Annotated in this window: 14 protein-coding genes and 1 tRNA gene; 7 read left to right on the top strand and 8 right to left on the bottom strand. The window is 57.1% G+C overall.

What is annotated here, in order from left to right; genetic code table 11:
- The 4 genes from HOC_RS15710 to HOC_RS15725 all read right to left on the bottom strand — a co-directional run.
- A partial coding sequence (locus HOC_RS15710; RefSeq protein WP_162174880.1) for a sugar transferase occupies positions 1 to 323 on the bottom strand: 323 nt, incomplete at its 3' end.
- A 358-nt stretch (positions 324 to 681) separates the two neighbouring features.
- Complete coding sequence (locus tag HOC_RS15715; RefSeq protein WP_035540361.1) at positions 682 to 1,272, bottom strand: polysaccharide biosynthesis/export family protein; 591 nt, start codon at positions 1,270 to 1,272, stop codon at positions 682 to 684.
- A gap of 56 nt (positions 1,273 to 1,328) precedes the next feature.
- Positions 1,329 to 2,243 carry a metallophosphoesterase family protein gene (locus tag HOC_RS15720; protein WP_084146388.1) on the bottom strand — a complete coding sequence of 305 codons (915 nt, stop codon included), beginning with the start codon at positions 2,241 to 2,243 and terminating at the stop codon, positions 1,329 to 1,331.
- A gap of 70 nt (positions 2,244 to 2,313) precedes the next feature.
- Positions 2,314 to 3,333 carry a glycosyltransferase family 2 protein gene (locus tag HOC_RS15725; protein ID WP_084146389.1) on the bottom strand — a complete coding sequence of 340 codons (1,020 nt, stop codon included), beginning with the start codon at positions 3,331 to 3,333 and terminating at the stop codon, positions 2,314 to 2,316.
- Between the two features lie 282 nt (positions 3,334 to 3,615).
- Between HOC_RS15725 and HOC_RS15730 the strand changes: the two genes are divergently transcribed.
- The 4 genes from HOC_RS15730 to HOC_RS15745 all read left to right on the top strand — a co-directional run bounded on the left by HOC_RS15730 (position 3,616) and on the right by HOC_RS15745 (position 8,111).
- Positions 3,616 to 3,906, top strand: coding sequence for a putative quinol monooxygenase (locus HOC_RS15730; RefSeq protein ID WP_035540362.1), 291 nt, complete (start codon positions 3,616 to 3,618; stop codon positions 3,904 to 3,906).
- A gap of 16 nt (positions 3,907 to 3,922) precedes the next feature.
- Positions 3,923 to 5,146, top strand: coding sequence for an acyl-CoA dehydrogenase family protein (locus HOC_RS15735; protein WP_035540363.1), 1,224 nt, complete (start codon positions 3,923 to 3,925; stop codon positions 5,144 to 5,146).
- A 27-nt stretch (positions 5,147 to 5,173) separates the two neighbouring features.
- Positions 5,174 to 6,631, top strand: a complete 1,458-nt coding sequence (locus HOC_RS15740) for an MFS transporter (protein WP_035540364.1) — start codon at positions 5,174 to 5,176, stop codon at positions 6,629 to 6,631.
- Between the two features lie 73 nt (positions 6,632 to 6,704).
- Positions 6,705 to 8,111: a Do family serine endopeptidase gene (locus HOC_RS15745; protein WP_035540366.1), complete on the top strand. Its 1,407-nt coding sequence runs from the start codon at positions 6,705 to 6,707 to the stop codon at positions 8,109 to 8,111.
- Here the strand turns inward: HOC_RS15745 and HOC_RS15750 are convergent.
- On the bottom strand, positions 8,108 to 9,370 hold the full coding sequence (locus HOC_RS15750; RefSeq protein WP_035540369.1) for a cytochrome P450: 1,263 nt from the start codon (positions 9,368 to 9,370) through the stop codon (positions 8,108 to 8,110). The two genes, HOC_RS15745 and HOC_RS15750, sit on opposite strands and share 4 nt — an antisense overlap.
- A gap of 69 nt (positions 9,371 to 9,439) precedes the next feature.
- Entirely contained in the window at positions 9,440 to 10,282 is an 843-nt protein-coding gene (locus tag HOC_RS15755; protein ID WP_035540372.1) for a TauD/TfdA dioxygenase family protein, read from the bottom strand.
- 57 nt (positions 10,283 to 10,339) lie between these two features.
- On the opposite strand from HOC_RS15755, the gene HOC_RS15760 reads away from it, so the two are divergent.
- Together HOC_RS15760 and HOC_RS15765 are read left to right on the top strand one after the other, a co-directional pair.
- Positions 10,340 to 11,653 (top strand): replication-associated recombination protein A, encoded by a 1,314-nt coding sequence (locus HOC_RS15760; RefSeq protein ID WP_035540373.1) that lies wholly within the window; start codon positions 10,340 to 10,342, stop codon positions 11,651 to 11,653.
- Positions 11,650 to 12,387 carry an RluA family pseudouridine synthase gene (locus tag HOC_RS15765; protein WP_035540375.1) on the top strand — a complete coding sequence of 246 codons (738 nt, stop codon included), beginning with the start codon at positions 11,650 to 11,652 and terminating at the stop codon, positions 12,385 to 12,387. Before HOC_RS15760 ends, HOC_RS15765 begins: the two co-directional genes overlap by 4 nt.
- On the opposite strand, the gene HOC_RS15770 is transcribed toward HOC_RS15765, so the two are convergent.
- Together HOC_RS15770 and sppA are read right to left on the bottom strand one after the other, a co-directional pair.
- Positions 12,372 to 13,376, bottom strand: a complete 1,005-nt coding sequence (locus HOC_RS15770) for an NAD-dependent epimerase/dehydratase family protein (RefSeq protein ID WP_035540377.1) — start codon at positions 13,374 to 13,376, stop codon at positions 12,372 to 12,374. The two genes, HOC_RS15765 and HOC_RS15770, sit on opposite strands and share 16 nt — an antisense overlap.
- Positions 13,377 to 13,537: 161 nt before the next feature.
- Positions 13,538 to 15,310, bottom strand: a complete 1,773-nt coding sequence (sppA, locus tag HOC_RS15775) for a signal peptide peptidase SppA (protein ID WP_035540379.1) — start codon at positions 15,308 to 15,310, stop codon at positions 13,538 to 13,540.
- 197 nt (positions 15,311 to 15,507) lie between these two features.
- Between sppA and HOC_RS15780 the strand changes: the two genes are divergently transcribed.
- A tRNA-Gln gene (locus HOC_RS15780) sits at positions 15,508 to 15,582 on the top strand.
- The last annotated feature ends 2 nt before the right edge of the window (positions 15,583 to 15,584 follow it).

A 15,584-nucleotide genomic window follows, 5' to 3' on the forward strand; every position in this document is an offset into this window, starting at 1 on the left:
GAATTTACACCAAGTCCCGGGACGCTACCAAGTTGCTCGCGGGCATCCGGAACCATCGAGCGCAGCTTGAAGCAATTAAAGGTCTCGCCGTTCAGGCCATAGCGCTTCTGGGAATAGAAAGCCCGACTGCCATCCTGCATGCGGATAAGAAGCGCGATGGCGAGAATGAGCGGGGCCAAAAACAAGAGCGCGGCGCCAGCGACAACAATGTCGACAAGTCGTTTGAATTGCGCGTGATCGCCACTCGAAGGCTGGCGCATTGTCGCTGCTGCATAAGCGGCGGCTTCTGCCTGCCTTGACGGGTTACTTAATCTCAAGCCCATTCTGGTCCCCTAATAATCTACTTGCGGTTTTGCTAATCGGCCGCGTCCACTCGACCTATTTGCAAATTTCCTGCCGCATCTGACTCTGACGCTTATTGCGTTCGAGCCCAGATTTGCAATCGTTATACCGCGAATTCCGCAAATAATTAACTGGTTGTATACATTTTCTGTCGTTTTCGCGTCTCTGGGGAAGTATTGGATAAATATTCATTCATACTCGGCTTTTCGACGAGTTTTGTGTATCGATACGAGACACACTGCTCAAAACACTGGCACAATATGTAAGCGCCCGCGTGTCCCTGAATCGGACACGCGGGCGTGCATATGTTTGGTAATGACTGACTGATTCGTTTGGAACCTAGAAGATGCGCTCGCTTACGCGAAGCGTGTCGCCAGGTTTCACAACCGTGTTGGTGTTAAGCTCGTACTTAACTTCCTGTTCAGCGCCCACACTCTTGATGTACACGACCTTCTTGTTGGCCCGATAGGTGAAACCTCCAGCAGCGGCTACAGCATTCAAAACGGTCAAACCTGAATTGAAGGGGTATTCGCCGGGCCGGCCCACTTCGCCAAGGATGTAAAACGGGCGGTAATTTGTAACCTCTACGCTGACACGTGGCTCAAGGAGGAAACCGTCCGACAGCTTCTCTGCGATGGCGGTTTCAAGTTCCTGGCTGCTGCTGCCCGTCGCGGCCACCTGACCGATCAATGGAAGGGAGATTGCGCCAGTTCCGTCGATTACAAATTGACCCGAAAGTTCGGGCTGACCAAAAACATTGATGCGAAGTTTGTCGCCCGTGCCCAAAGTATAAGCAGTATTCGTTTGGGCCTGTGTCGGTGCGGAGTTATCGACTACCTGACGGGTAGCCGTGCCGCCGGATTCACATGCTGTCACAAACATGAACATGGCGACCATCGCCGTAAAAATTGCCGAACGAAGCAGCGACATTTTGAAATCTCCATACAGAGGCGCTTAAAGACGCCCATCGTTTCACACTGACACACTCAGGTGGTCAGAAAGCTAATGTCCTTGCCGAAGAACCTTGCCGCAGACAGTTTGCCGCTCAGGAAGGCCCCGGTATCGAGGCCAATGCGGCGATTGTCACGGAATATACCTTCGGCTGGCGTATGCCCGTGGACTATGAGATGCGAAAATTGCTTCGTGTCGTCAAGGAACTCGTCCCGGATCCAGAGCATGTCGCGAATGGTCTGGTCTTGCATGGCCTTTTCAGGCCGCAAGCCAGCATGGACAAACAAATAGTCGCCAGCCGTATAGTAGGGTTTTAGGGATCGGTAAAAGTCGAGGTGGGCTTCAGGCAGCCTTTCCCGAAAGGCCGTCCAAAGCGTGGCCCAGGCATCGCGGGCCGCCGCCATGGCCTCATGCGAGCCGAGACTTCCGCGTGTATTCGGTGGTTGAAAACCGTAGGAGTAAAGTGTCTCTCCGCCGCCAAAACGAACCCATTGGCTGCCGAAAGAGGCATCCTCAAGAAACTTGAGGAATGCCTCTTCATGGTTGCCCATCAGGAAGACCGTGTTGAACTTATCCAGGCGGTCTCCGAGGAAGAATTCAATGACATCGCGGGATTGCAAGCCACGGTCAATATAGTCGCCAAGGAAGACAAGCGTGACGGTTGTACCTTCAGGCAAATTGGCCGAATCGGCTTCGATTTCCTCGACCAACCGTTCAAGCAAGTCACGCCTTCCGTGAATGTCTCCGATTGCGTAAAGGCACTCTCCATCAGGAGCCGATGTCACACGGGTCACCGCACTGCGGGCAGGTTGCGCCACCGACGGGGACTCCAGATGGACGCCACGCGTGCTGCCCGCACGAATCCGGGCGCGCAGCGACGTCGCCGAGCGCGTTAGGCGCCCGAACTGTTCCAGGAAAGACCTCTGCAAGAGTTGTGGCAATCTGGACATGGTTACTTTCTGGTCAATCTCTCTCTTTATAGTGGTTTCGTGATAAACGCCAATTTCCTGCCTCACCTGATTATCGAGCTCCCATAAGGGATTGCTTGATGAATCCTGCAGCCCAGCTCATATGCATCGTACCCGACGCAAGCCCTGCAAGAAGCCCGCAGGTAGAGCGTTTCGAGACGCTGACGATGATTGACGCAGCAACAAGTATGCCGAGATAACCAAAGGGCAGGATTAAGGCGACTGGAAAAAAGGGCGAGGCCAGGAGCCCGGCCACGCTGCCAAGCAGCGCCAGAACAGGCAACATCTGGCGGATTTTTGGTCTCTGGCGATGCTTGAATATGGTCCGCGCGCGGCCTTTTCCGTAATTGAAATACTGCTTGGCCAGCGTCCCGACAGTTGAGCGCGGGATGTAGATCTTGCGGATGGTGGCATCGAGGTATATGCGGCCGCCAGCCTGAGCGACCCGTTCGTCATACTCGGCGTCTTCGTTATGCGAAAATGATCCGTCATAGCCCCCCAGGGACCGGAAAACGGTAAGATCAAAGCCGGCATGATGGCCGTGATCGACATAGCCGGACTGGCGCCCGCCGCGGTGGGCTGATCCGCCGGATCCGAGCGGCGTGTCGACGATCCAGGCATTTGCCTTCTCAAAACAGGTTTTGCCGCGGGCATCCATTGGGATGACAACCGAAGCGGCGCTGGTGTGAATGAGGACGCTGGTGACTGACAGGATGAAGTCTTGAGGAAATACGGAATGGGCATCGCAACGAACGAGGAAACGGGTGTCCGCATCGGCACACTCGGTTACTGCACGATTGACCGCCGCCGACTGGAACCGTTCAGGATTGTAAAGAATCTTTAGGTTTGGGAATTCGTGGATAAGTCTTTCCACGATCTCTGCTGTGCCATCCGTACTGCCCCCGTCCACCACAACGAGCGGGACGCTGCGCAGCCAGACGTCACCTGTCATGAGCGAGCGGATGCAGGTCTCGATATGCCGCGCCTCATTCAGCGCCGGTATCACGGCCAGAACGTGCGAGGCATCGATCCTAATATCTGTTCTCTCAAGAGGGATGACGCTTGATTCCACTGTGAATCCTGTAAGTTGGCTCGTTTCAACGGGACATGAGCAAGTCCCGTTCCAAATTACGCGCAATACACGAATTAGCGGCCGCTGAGACTCGAAATACTACACTCGAACATCGAAAAGCTGTCAGGACCAACGGATTTTGATCCACATGCCTAACGTTTCAGCCGGACCTTCCCGCCTTGAACCATCTTTTTTGGAGTCCGCGCCCTTAGGTCAAGCTTGCCCCCGCCCGGGAAGCTCATAGTGTGCAAAAAAACAAATCGTACTTAAGGGAGAGACCACATGATCGGCGTTGTTGCGAAACTCAAGATTCAGGACGGCAAGCAGGCCGAGTTCGAGCAGATTGCCAAGGATTTGATGGCCAAGGTCAAGGCGAACGAGCCGGGCTGTCTGACCTACCAGCTTTACAAGACCAAGGGTTCTGAAACCGACTATATCTTCATGGAGCAATACGCTTCGGCCGATGCTCTCAAGTCTCATGGCCAAACCGAGTATTTCAAGGCAGCTGGCCCGAAACTGGGGGGTGTCCTCGGCGGAGCGCCGGAAATCCAGTATTACGACATCGTAGAATAAGGCGGAGTGCCGAAGAATGGATCTGTCATTCACGCCCGAAGATACCGCGTTCCAAAAAGAAGTACGCGACTGGATTGCCCAATCTTACACGCCTGACCTTCGGGCAAAGATGGCGCTGTCCAAGAATGGTTATCTCGACAAGGAAGGGCAGGTCGCCTGGCAAAAGAAGCTGTATGAGAAGGGCTGGATTGCACCCAACTGGCCTGAGCAATACGGCGGTCCGGGGCTGACCCCGTCGGAACGGTATATTCTGAACATGGAACTATCCTCAGCGGGAACGCCCATTGTCAGCCCTATGGGCGTTGCGATGGTTGCGCCGGTGATCATGGCTTTCGGATCAGAGGCGCAGAAGAAGCGACACCTACCGTCAATCCTCTCGTCCGATGTCTGGTGGTGCCAGGGATATTCTGAGCCCGGCTCTGGTTCGGACCTTGCGTCCCTCCAAATGAGCGCAGTGCGCGATGGCGACGACTATGTGCTCAACGGATCGAAGATATGGACCACGCTGGCACAATGGGCTGACTGGATCTTCTGCCTCGTGCGGACAGACAAGAGCGGCAAAAACCAGGAAGGCATCAGCTTCATTATCTTTCCGATGAACCTGCCTGGCATCACGATTTCAGCTCTGCCCACGCTCGACGGCCCGCCTGAAGGCGAGCAGGAAATCAATCAGGTCTTCTTCGAGAACGTACGCGTTCCGATAGCGGAATCCCTGATTGGCGAGGAGAACAAGGGATGGACATACGCCAAGTACCTCCTTCAGTTCGAGCGCGGCAATGCCTATGCGCCGGGGCTTCGCAACATGTTGAAGAAGGTGCGCAAGCTGGCCAAGGTCGATAGTGTCACGGGTGGTGATCTCCTGAATGACCCTGATTTTGCGCGCAAGCTCACGCAAATGGAGATCGGTATCGAAGCACTTGATGCCACGGAACAGCGCATATTCTCTGCGCTGTCGGCAGGTGAGGCGGTAGGGCCGGAAAGCTCGATGCTGAAATGTGCCGGTTCTGAAATGCAGCAAGCGATCACTGAACTCGCGATTGAGGCGGCAGGCACCTACGGGGCGCCATTCGTGCGGAACACTATGGAATTGGCACGCGACGGTGCGAACGCCGACACGCTAACGCCGATTGAGGCCGTTACGACCGTGCCGAGCTATTTCAGCTATCGCAAGACATCGATCTACGCCGGCTCGAACGAGATCCAGCGTAACATCATGTCCAAGATGGTCCTTGGTCTTTAAGTCTTTACGCTGAACAGGGGGCTGCGCATGGCCATTGGATCCCAAGGCAAACCGAGCCACCTGACCCGCATCGCGTTTGGCGTAGGGGGCATCGCAGATGGCGTGAAGAATAACGGCTTCGATTATTTCCTGTTGTTCTATTACAGTCAGGTTCTGGGCGTATCGGCCTCGCTTGTGGCGGCGGCGCTGTTCATCGCACTCATTGTCGATGCAGTTTCAGACCCGGTGGTCGGATACTGGTCGGACAATTTCCGGACACGCCTCGGGCGACGACACCCGTTCATGTATGCTGCTATGGTACCCGTCGCCATTGCGTATTTCTTCGCGTGGAATCCACCCGCCGGGTTGGAGGGGAATGATCTTTTTGGCTGGCTGGTTGCGCTGACGATCTGTGTGAGACTGCTCTTCACAATTTATGAAGTGCCACAGAACGCCCTCGCCGCCGAGCTGACCAGCGACTATGACGCCCGTACGTCGCTGATGTCGTATCGATATTTCTTTGCCTGGGTCGGCGGCCTGAGTATCCAGATTGCGCTTCTGGCCCTGCTGTTGCGGCCAACCGAGGCGGATCCGTCCGGGTTCTTCAACAAGGAGGGTTGGCATACTTACGGGCTTTGGGCGGCCATCGTCATTTTCCTAGCTGTCCTCGCGACGACGGCAGGAACGCATGGTCATATTCCACATCTGAAGTCCCCGCCGCCTCAGCGGAAACTTACGGTCGGACGCATTTTCAAGGAAATCCTGGAGACGGTTTCAAACCCGTCATTCCGCGCGCTCTTCCTGGCGACGCTATTCGGGCTCCTTGCGACAGGTATCTCTGCGTCGCTGAACCAATATATCAATGGACTCTTCTGGGGCTTCACGACGGACCAAACGGCACTTCTTACGGTGGCGGTTTATATATCGGCCGTTATTGCCCTCTTTGTGGCGCCTCTTGTAGGTAAGACGCTTGGCAAGAAGCGAGGTGCAATCATCGTGGGGCTGATGGCTTTCACGATAGCGCCGGCGCCGGTTCTGGCGCGCGTGATTGGCATCATGCCGCCTAACGGGACGGACCTTCTGTTCAATATCGTGATAACCGTCACGGTGTTCGACGTCGCCCTTATCATCGCCACCCAGATGCTGATGGGCTCCATGATTGCCGATATCGTTGAGGATAGCGAACTCCAGACCGGAAGGCGGTCGGAAGGCATATTCTTCGCGGGTATCAGCTTTATCCGCAAGCTCGCACAGGGCTCAGGCGTGATGCTTGCGGCGATTGTCCTGTCAGTCGCCTCCATTACGCCGGGCATGCGGCCGGGCAATGTGCCGGAATCGCAGCTACAATTGCTGGGCATCGGTTATGCTGTCTCGCTGCTCTCGATCTGGATGCTCATGATATTCTGCGTCTCGTTCTATCGGATCAGCCGGGAAGGGCATGAGGCCAATCTTCGGGCACTGGCAGAGCGGGCTGGTACGATTGGACCAAATCCGCATTCTGACTGAAATGTCATATATTGACGAATTGCCTCCTGAGTGATGCCGCAATAGAGCCATAGTCATGATGCACTCACTACCTATGACGAAACACATCTCGAAACTGTTGGCTGTAGCGGGTCTGGCAGTTCTGGCGCTCCTCATCGTCGCGCTTTTGCCCTTGTTTGCCGAAGCCGAGGAAATCGTCCCACAGAGCCGCACCGAGATGGAACTCTCGTTTGCGCCACTGGTGAAGCAGACCTCTCCTTCAGTTGTAAACGTCTACACACAGAAGCGTGTGACTTCACGCGTTTCTCCAATGGAGCAGTTCTTTTCCGGCGGTGTTGCGCCGCGCGAGCGCGTGCAGAACTCCTTGGGATCAGGCGTGATCGTCGGGGCGGATGGTGTGATCGTCACCAATAATCATGTCGTGGAGGGCGCTGAGTCATTTCGTGTCGTGCTCAGTGACCGCCGGGAATATCCTGCTGAACTGGTTCTGGCGGATGAGCGCACCGATTTGGCCGTGCTGAAGATCGACACGAATGGCGCCAAGCTGCCAACCTTGCCCTATGCCGATACGCGTGCATCGCAGGTTGGGGATCTCGTGCTGGCCATCGGGAACCCGTTCGGTATCGGGCAGACAGTCACCAGCGGCATCCTGTCGGCAACGGCGCGTACGGATGTCGGCATTTCCGACTATGCCTTCTTCCTGCAGACCGACGCGGCCGTGAACCCTGGCAATTCCGGTGGTGCGCTCATCAATACCAAGGGCGAGCTCGTCGGCGTCAATACGGCGATCTTCTCGCGTTCAGGAGGTTCCAACGGTATCGGCTTTGCCATTCCTGCTGAGATGGTGAAACGGGTGGTGAATGCGGCCATCAATGAGGGGTCGTTTGTGCGCCCTTGGCTGGGCCTTGCCGGGCAGGCCGTCAGTTATGACATGGCGAAAGCGCAAGGGCTGGACCGCCCGATCGGCGTGATGGTGACGGAAGTTTACGATGATGGTCCGGCGGATCGCGCGGGCCTGCGTCGGGGCGATCTCGTGACGGACATCGACGGTCGCGAAGTGTTTGACGAGAAAGGCCTGAAGTTTCTGGCTGCGATCAAAAGCCCGGGTGAAACGACAGAGCTGACCCTGTTGCGCGGTGGCAAGCAGATGACCAAGAAGGTGAAGCTGGCGCCGCCGCCGGGCGCAACCGAAGCTGATGTCGTCTTGCTCGATGGCCAGAATGTATTCTCAGGTGCGCGCGTCGTTGAGCTTTCGCCACGCCTCGCGGAAGAGAATGGTCTCGACCCATTCCAGAAGGGGTCTGGCATTTATGTGCACTCGGTTCTGCGCCGTTCGGTTGCGCGGGGTTATTTTCGGCCCGGCGATATCATCCGCTCTGTGAATGGCGTTCAGACAAAGTCCGTCAAAGACCTGAAGGCCTTGCTCAAGCCCGATACCCATACATGGAATATCGAACTTGAGCGGAACGGGCACATGATCCAAGGCACCGTGACCCTCTAGTCAGCCTGGCGCGCATGAACGATTACCGGCACATTCTCAAAGCCAAGCACGAAATTCGACAGGACGCGCTCCGGTTTGCCGACGACTTCGATATGTTCAAACCGAGCAAGGATTTCTTCCCAGAGAATGCGTAACTGCATCTCGGCGACGCGGTTGCCCATGCAACGATGGATGCCGAAGCCGAACGACAGATGCCGACGTGCGTTCGCCCGGTCGATAATGAACTGGTCGGGGTTCTCGATGACGGAACCGTCCCGGTTGCCTGAAACATACCACATGACGACCTTGTCGCCCTTGCGCATCTGCTTGCCCTGAAACTCGACATCCTCGAGCACCGTCCGGCGCATGTGGGCCAGCGGCGTTTGCCAGCGAATGATTTCAGACACCATGTTGGGAACGAGGGAAGGATCGGCCTTCAGTTTCGCGTATTGCTCCGGAAAATCATTAAGCGCGACAACGCCGCCCGAGATGGAGTTGCGGGTCGTGTCATTGCCGCCGACGATGAGCAGCATGAGGTTGCCCAGAAGTTCCATTGGATTGTTGATCATGTCCTTAGTCTTGGGATCATGGGCAAACAGGGAGATGAAATCGAACTTGCGTGGCTGGGCCGCGCGTTCCTGCCAGAGCCCCATGAAATAGGCGAGGCATTTATGGAGTTCCGCTTCGCGGTGCTTCATGTCGACTTCAATGCCCACGGTTTCAGACGTCGTCGTGACATCGGACCAGTAGGGCAGGAGGTGGCGGTCTTCGAAGGGGAAGTCGAAGAGTGTTGCCAGCATCTGGGTAGTCAGCTCCTTCGAGACATGCTCGACCCAGTTGATCTCTTCCCCGATTGGTAGTGCATCCAGAATGGTGCACACGCGCTGGCGTATCAGGGCTTCGATGTCGCTGAGCTGCGTGGGCGCGACAGCGGGCTGTACCGCCTTGCGCTGGACGTCATGTATCGGCGGATCCTGAGCAATGAACATCGGCGTGTCGAAATCGTCCGGGGCGTCGCCAATCACGATATCCCGCTTGGATGAGAACACGCCGTGGTTTGAGTCCACGGCCATTATGTCTTCATACCGGGTTATCGACCAGAAGGGGCCGAACTGGCTTTTCTCGCAGAAGTGAACGGGGTCTTCTTCACGGAGGCGCCGGAAGTAGTCGCCATGGCGATTGTGGAGAAAGAGCTCCGCCCGCGACACATCGAGTGTCGCGAGTGGGATATCCCACGGATTAGGTATGTCAGGTCCCACCTGATGCAGGGTGTCCGCCATAGTATCCTCCCATGTGTTTTTATTCTTATGGGAAACACGCTACGCCTGATTGCGCGTACAGGGAAGACGTCAGGCCGAACCGATTGTTGTGCGATGCAACAGACGGTCGTAGCCCTTGTATCCGCCAGTTGCCATGTGGAGCAGGCTACGATTGTCCCACATCAGAAGCATTTCCGATTGCCATTTATGCCGATACTGGAATTGCGGCTGCGTTTGCCACCGGTAAATTTCGCTCAGGAGGTCCCAGGATTCTGCTGGGTCCATCCCTTCAATGCCGATGATGTAGCCGGCGCAGCCAAAGAGCGCGTCGCGCCCGGTTTCAGGATGGGGCTTGATCAGAGGGTGCCGCTGAGTGGCATCTGCGTCTGCGGAAGGACGGATATCCATTGAGCGACCGGCGGCCCTGTCAGATTCGCCGTAAGCGCCGGAGGGAGCGTAGGCGTTGCGGGCAGAGTGAATGGCGTAGCGCCCTTCGATCCTCTGGCGCAGCGAGTCGGGCATCTGCTCAAGTGCCAGGTGCTGGTTCGCGAAGAGCGTGTCGCCACCTTCGGGCGGAATGGTAATGCCGTAAAGGCACGTTCCGGCCGGCGGCGTGGCCTGGAAACTCCAGTCGGTATGCCAGGTTTCGGCGAATATGGGGGCTGTTTCATCTGCGGCACGTTTGACGGCGATGATGTGTTTGCGACCGGGAATGGGGGCGATGAAGGGATCGTCGCCGAAGGGCCCGAACAGGAGTGTGAAGCGCTCCAGATCGTCATCGCTTATGGACTGGCGGGGGAAGGCGAGGACGTGGTGCTTGAGCCATGCATTTCGTATTTCCTGCACCAGATCAGGCGATACGGGCTGGGACAGGTCAAGCCCGGTTACGGATGCGGCGAATGGCTGTCCTGACGGACTAATCTCTATCGACATGTTATTTTCCTCCATGGTCACCTTATCATGCAGCTAGTTCCCGCCTAGGAGTGCTTTATGTCCGATCTGTTTGCTGCTTCAGGCCTTTCCGAGTCCGCTCCGCGACCACTCGCGGACCGTTTACGGCCCGCGCGGCTGGCCGATGTGGTTGGCCAGGACCATTTGATCGGTGCGGACGCTCCGCTGAGCCGGATGCTTGAGGCCGGGCGTTTGTCCTCCATTATCCTGTGGGGCCCTCCCGGCGTGGGGAAGACCACGATTGCCCGGCTGCTGGCCGCAGAGACGGATCTCGAGTTCGAGGCGATCAGTGCGATCTTTTCGGGCGTGAAAGACCTGCGCGCCGTGTTCGACAAGGCGCAGGCGCGCCGCGATATGGGAAAGGGCACGCTGCTCTTCGTTGATGAGATCCACCGGTTCAACCGGGCCCAGCAGGATGGGTTCCTGCCGTATGTCGAAAGCGGCGCCGTGACGCTTGTTGGCGCCACGACCGAGAATCCGAGTTTCGAGATCAATGGCGCGCTTCTCTCGCGCTGCGCGGTTCTCACGCTGAAGCGGCTGGAGCCGCAGGCGATGGAGACGTTGCTGCAACGGGCCGAAGCGCTGGAGGGGCGGCCGCTGCCTGTTGTTGATCGCGCGCGGCAGGCCGTGATCGACATGGCGGACGGCGATGGTCGCTATTTGCTGAATTTGGCCGAGCAGGCTTTCATGATGGCGAGCGCGCCGCGTCTCCTGTCGCTTGAGGAATTGAGCGCGGCTGTTCAGAAACGGGCACCAGCCTATGACAAGGACCGGGAAGAGCATTACAATCTCATCTCGGCCTTGCATAAATCCATTCGTGGGTCTGACCCGGATGCAGCGCTGTATTGGTTTGCGCGCATGCTGGAGGGCGGTGAAGACCCGCTTTTCCTGGCGCGCCGCCTGGTGCGGATGGCGAGCGAGGATATCGGATTGGCGGACCCGACAGCGCTTATGATTTGCGGGGAAGCAGCCCGCACGTATGAGCGGCTAGGTAGCCCTGAAGGTGAACTTGCGCTTGCACATGCCGTTATCCACTTGGCGACCGCTCCGAAATCCAACGCGGCCTATGTGGCTTACAAGGCGGCACGCCGTGCGGCGGCCCAGACGGGAAGTCGTATGCCGCCAAAGCACATTCTCAACGCGCCGACGTCCATGATGAAGGATCAGGGTTATGGCGACGGCTATCAGTATGATCATGATACTGAAGAGGGCGTGTCAGGGCAGAATTACTTTCCGGACGGCATGGAAAGTGAGCGCTATTATGAGCCGAAAGGGCAGGGGCGGGAGCGCCCCATTGCCGAGCGCCTGAAAGAAATCGCGGCTATCCGTGCGCGTAAGCAGGGGGGCAAATGACACGAAACAAGCCAGTGCCGGATATTTCACCCGAAGATGTCGCGTTCATGCGTGGACTGATAATTTATCAGGACTTCGACTTGATCGGCTTTGACAAGCCATCTGGCCTGCCTGTCCAGGATGGGCGAGGCATTGATCGTTCTCTGGATTCCCTTCTGGTCGCCTTTGCGCGATCCAACGGCAAAAGACCAAAGCTGGTGCACAGGCTGGACGCTGGCACATCGGGTGTCATCATCGTGGCAAAGACGCAGCCAGCCGCCGCTTTCTTTTCTGCTGAGTTCGCGGAGCGGCGGACGCGCAAGACCTATGTTGCGATGGTCAGTGGCGCGATCCCATCCGGGCGTGAGGGCGTCATCAATGCACCGCTTGTAAAGGTGCAGGAAGGCGGGCGGGCGCGCATGATTGTTGCGAAGGCCGGACGTAAGGGCGCGCAAGCTGCTCGAACAGGGTGGAAGGTGCTGGCAGCATCAGGAACGCATGCGCTGATACAGCTAAGTCCGGAAACAGGCCGCATGCACCAGATACGCATTCACCTTGCGCATCTCGGCTGTCCGATTCTCGGCGATACAATATATGGCACAGGCCTGCAGGGCGCCCCGCGCCTGATGCTGCATGCCCTGAAGCTGGAAATCGCCCGGCCGTCAGGTGTGACTGCGACGCTGGAGGCGCCGCTGCCCGACATTTTCGGTGAACTCGCGGAAGTGCACGGGCTCGAAGATTATTCGGGCTTGTAATACTCGCGATACCATTCGACGAATGCGGTGACGCCAGTTCTGACATCCGTTGTCGGAACATATCCCGTGAGCGCTTTCAGCAGGCTGGCATCAGCATAGGTCTGCTTCACATCACCGGGCTGCATGCCGATCATGTTTTTGACCGCCTTGCGGCCAATCGCGTCCTCGATCGCCTCAATATAATCCATGAGACGTACGGGTGTCTCATTGCCGATATTGACGAGGCGATAGGGCGCAACCGGGCTCAGGGAGTCGGTCTGGCTCACGGGCGCGCCCATTTCAGGCGGCGTGTCCATCAAGCGGCGGATCGCCTCTACAAGGTCTTCAACATAGGTGAAGTCACGCAGCAGATCGCCGTGATTAAAGACATCAATCGGGATGCCTTTGAAGATCTTGTCGGTGAACAGGAAGAAGGCCATGTCCGGCCGGCCCCATGGTCCATACACGCTGAAGAAGCGGAGCATGGTTGTCGGTGTCCCATAGAGATGGGAGTGGCTGTGCGCGATCAGTTCGCTGGCAAGCTTGGTCGCCGCATAGATGGTAAGCGGGTGTGGCGCGGCATCTGTTTCCTCGAATGGAAACTTCTGGTTCGCGCCATAGGCCGAGCTTGTCGATGCCATGACGAGATGCTTGGCGCCTGTCTGGCGCGAAAGCTCGATTACATTGAACGAGCCGACGACGTTGGCGTCGATATATTCGCGCGGATGGTCGAGACTGTAGCGTACTCCAGCCTGCGCTGCGAGATGCACGACAATCTCCGGCATGAAGTCGTGAAACACCTTTTTCATTGCGTCGTCGTCTTCGACGCGGATCGGGTGCATTTCGAACGATGGGAAAGGCGTCAGGCGCGCGACGCGGTCATGTTTGAGCTGTACGTCATAATAGGGTGTGAAACAGTCAACGCCGCAGACGTCGTGGCCTTCAGAGAGCAGGCGGTGAGCCAGTTCGCTTCCAATAAATCCGGCAGCACCGGTCAGCAGGACTTTCATGGGTAAACTCGTATCTCTCTACTTGGCCCAGATTGGGCGCCGTGTAACAGGGGCGAGGCCGCTATTGCACACAATACCGGTCTCGCGAAGGCTTACGGCCCGAGTGTGCAAAAGGCCTGCCAGTTTCCCGGCAGGCCTTTAGGTAAATATCGATGGATGTATCAGTGCTCGCGAATGCGAGGGCCGATGGCCATCATCTGCCCTGAGTTTGCCGCGTCTGCTGCGGTCATCTCTTCGAGCAGTACCTGCATGCGGTCGTCATTGGCGACGGTTCCGAGCATATAGGCGACCTTCGCGCTTTCCTCCGAGACACCGAAAATGCTTTCGAGGGCTTCAAAGCCCGACTTGCGGCGCGGGTAGTAAGTCAGGCGCGGCGTGACATCGGCCTCGATGCCGCCGAGTTCCTTGGCCTTTTCAATGGCATCCATGAAACCACCGATCTCATCGACCAGGCCTTTGCTGATGGCATCCTCGCCGCTCCACACGCGGCCACGTGCAATTTCATTGACTTCATCATAGGTCATGCCGCGACCGTCGCCGACAATGCCGAGGAAGCGGTCATAGCCGCGCTTGAGCCACGCTTTCACTTCAGCTTCCTGGCTTTCGGTGAACTTGCCCGTCCCATAGGCATCAGCGAACTCGCCCCCGACACTGACCGTATCGAACGTTACGCCGATCTTGTTGAACGCGCCTTCAAGGGCGAACTTGCCGCCGAAGATGCCGATCGAGCCAGTGATCGTCGAGCGGTCCGCCATGATATAGTCAGCGCCTGCGGAAACGTAATAGCCGCCTGAAGCGGCAAGCGAGCCCATCGATACGACCACCGGCTTGCCGTTTTCCTGGACGCGTTTGATGGCACGCCAGATCTGGTCAGAGGCTGTGGGCGATCCGCCTGGGCTGTCGACGCGGAAGACGATGGCCTTTACCTTGTCATTGTCACCTGCATCAAGAATGGCGCGGGCTATCGCGTCTGATGCAAAGGCTGGCGGGCTGGAGAAGGGGGAGCCCCCCTCGGCGCCGCCTGTTACAATCGCACCTTCGCCACCGACGACGGCAATAAGTGGAGCTTTCAAGCTGACCATTGGCGCGATGTAGCCTGCGAGCTCGACAAGCTCGGCATCCTTGCCTGCGCGTTCCTTGGCAGCGTCTTCGGCTTCTTCCGGCCATCCAAGCTTGTCCATGATCTTGAGATCGATGACTTGCTGGGCCGTTTTCGGGCCGCTTTCGAGTTCTGCCTTGAGCTTGTCGACTGGGATACCGCGATCTTCTGCAATCTCGCGGAGCGAGACATTCCAGATCGATTCAGCCAGAGCCGTCATCGCCTCGCGGTGTGGTTCCGTGTAGGCGGTCTCATTATATGTGTTGGGTGCGTTCTTGTACTCGTAGAACGGGTAGATTTCCGAGGTCACGTCGATCTTGTCGAACAGGCCTTTGAGAAATTCAGTCTCAAAAGTGACGCCTGTGGCGAACAGGTCCGTTCCAGGTTGGATCCAGATCTCGTCGGCAGCCGTGATGGAGCGAAGCGCGGACGGGCCGCTCATGCCGTAAGTGCCTTGCGTATGCGCGATGATGAACTTCCCCGAGTCGCGGAAACTGTGGAAAGCCTGGCGCAATTCTTCCGCGCGAGAGCTGCCGACACCGATCATGGCGCCCCTCACATAGAGGCCTTTGACGGAATCGTCGGTCTCAGCTGCCTTAAGTTTGGTCAGCAGGTCTATAAAACCGGGCGTTTGTGAAAAAGCTGCCAATCCACCAACAGGACTTTGATCGGGGTATTCTGCATTGAGATCGAGGCTCAGAACAATTTTATCTGGTTTGGGAGGGGCGGAACTCGTTGCCCCGGCAATGAGCACCACGACAAATGAAACCATCAGCAGGATGAAAACGAGCATGGCCGCGAAGGCGCCTGCCATGGAGAGAAAGAATGTTTTCATAGGGTGCGAACTCCGTTCGGTGTGATCATTGATCGTCACGAGGACGTTGCCGATTATCGATAAAAATGTAAAGGCCTGGCAGCATGTGACAAAGAAACATGCGCCTTGTCACAAGGTTTGATGGGATATGACCGCTCAAACCGTGTGATCGGGTGTTGCCAGCGTGTGCAAGAGTGGCTATCTCGCCTGCTTCGCGTTGGGGTGTCGCCAAGCGGTAAGGCACCGGTTTTTGGTACCGGCATTCCCAGGTTCGAATCCTGGCACCCCAGCCATC

The organism is Hyphomonas oceanitis SCH89, assembly GCF_000685295.1.
Classification (GTDB): domain Bacteria; phylum Pseudomonadota; class Alphaproteobacteria; order Caulobacterales; family Hyphomonadaceae; genus Hyphomonas; species Hyphomonas oceanitis.

What these genes read in the sequence shown, in the direction of transcription:
- HOC_RS15750 (WP_035540369.1), bottom strand. Translation starts at nt 9,370, where the DNA reads ATGGCGGACACCCTGCATCAGGTGGGACCTGACATACCTAATCCGTGG.
- HOC_RS15765 (WP_035540375.1), top strand. Translation starts at nt 11,650, where the DNA reads ATGACACGAAACAAGCCAGTGCCGGATATTTCACCCGAAGATGTCGCG.
- HOC_RS15760 (WP_035540373.1), top strand. Translation starts at nt 10,340, where the DNA reads ATGTCCGATCTGTTTGCTGCTTCAGGCCTTTCCGAGTCCGCTCCGCGA.
- HOC_RS15770 (WP_035540377.1), bottom strand. Translation starts at nt 13,376, where the DNA reads ATGAAAGTCCTGCTGACCGGTGCTGCCGGATTTATTGGAAGCGAACTG.
- HOC_RS15740 (WP_035540364.1), top strand. Translation starts at nt 5,174, where the DNA reads ATGGCCATTGGATCCCAAGGCAAACCGAGCCACCTGACCCGCATCGCG.
- HOC_RS15745 (WP_035540366.1), top strand. Translation starts at nt 6,705, where the DNA reads ATGACGAAACACATCTCGAAACTGTTGGCTGTAGCGGGTCTGGCAGTT.
- HOC_RS15755 (WP_035540372.1), bottom strand. Translation starts at nt 10,282, where the DNA reads ATGTCGATAGAGATTAGTCCGTCAGGACAGCCATTCGCCGCATCCGTA.
- sppA (WP_035540379.1), bottom strand. Translation starts at nt 15,310, where the DNA reads ATGAAAACATTCTTTCTCTCCATGGCAGGCGCCTTCGCGGCCATGCTC.
- HOC_RS15720 (WP_084146388.1), bottom strand. Translation starts at nt 2,243, where the DNA reads ATGTCCAGATTGCCACAACTCTTGCAGAGGTCTTTCCTGGAACAGTTC.
- HOC_RS15730 (WP_035540362.1), top strand. Translation starts at nt 3,616, where the DNA reads ATGATCGGCGTTGTTGCGAAACTCAAGATTCAGGACGGCAAGCAGGCC.
- HOC_RS15735 (WP_035540363.1), top strand. Translation starts at nt 3,923, where the DNA reads ATGGATCTGTCATTCACGCCCGAAGATACCGCGTTCCAAAAAGAAGTA.
- HOC_RS15715 (WP_035540361.1), bottom strand. Translation starts at nt 1,272, where the DNA reads ATGTCGCTGCTTCGTTCGGCAATTTTTACGGCGATGGTCGCCATGTTC.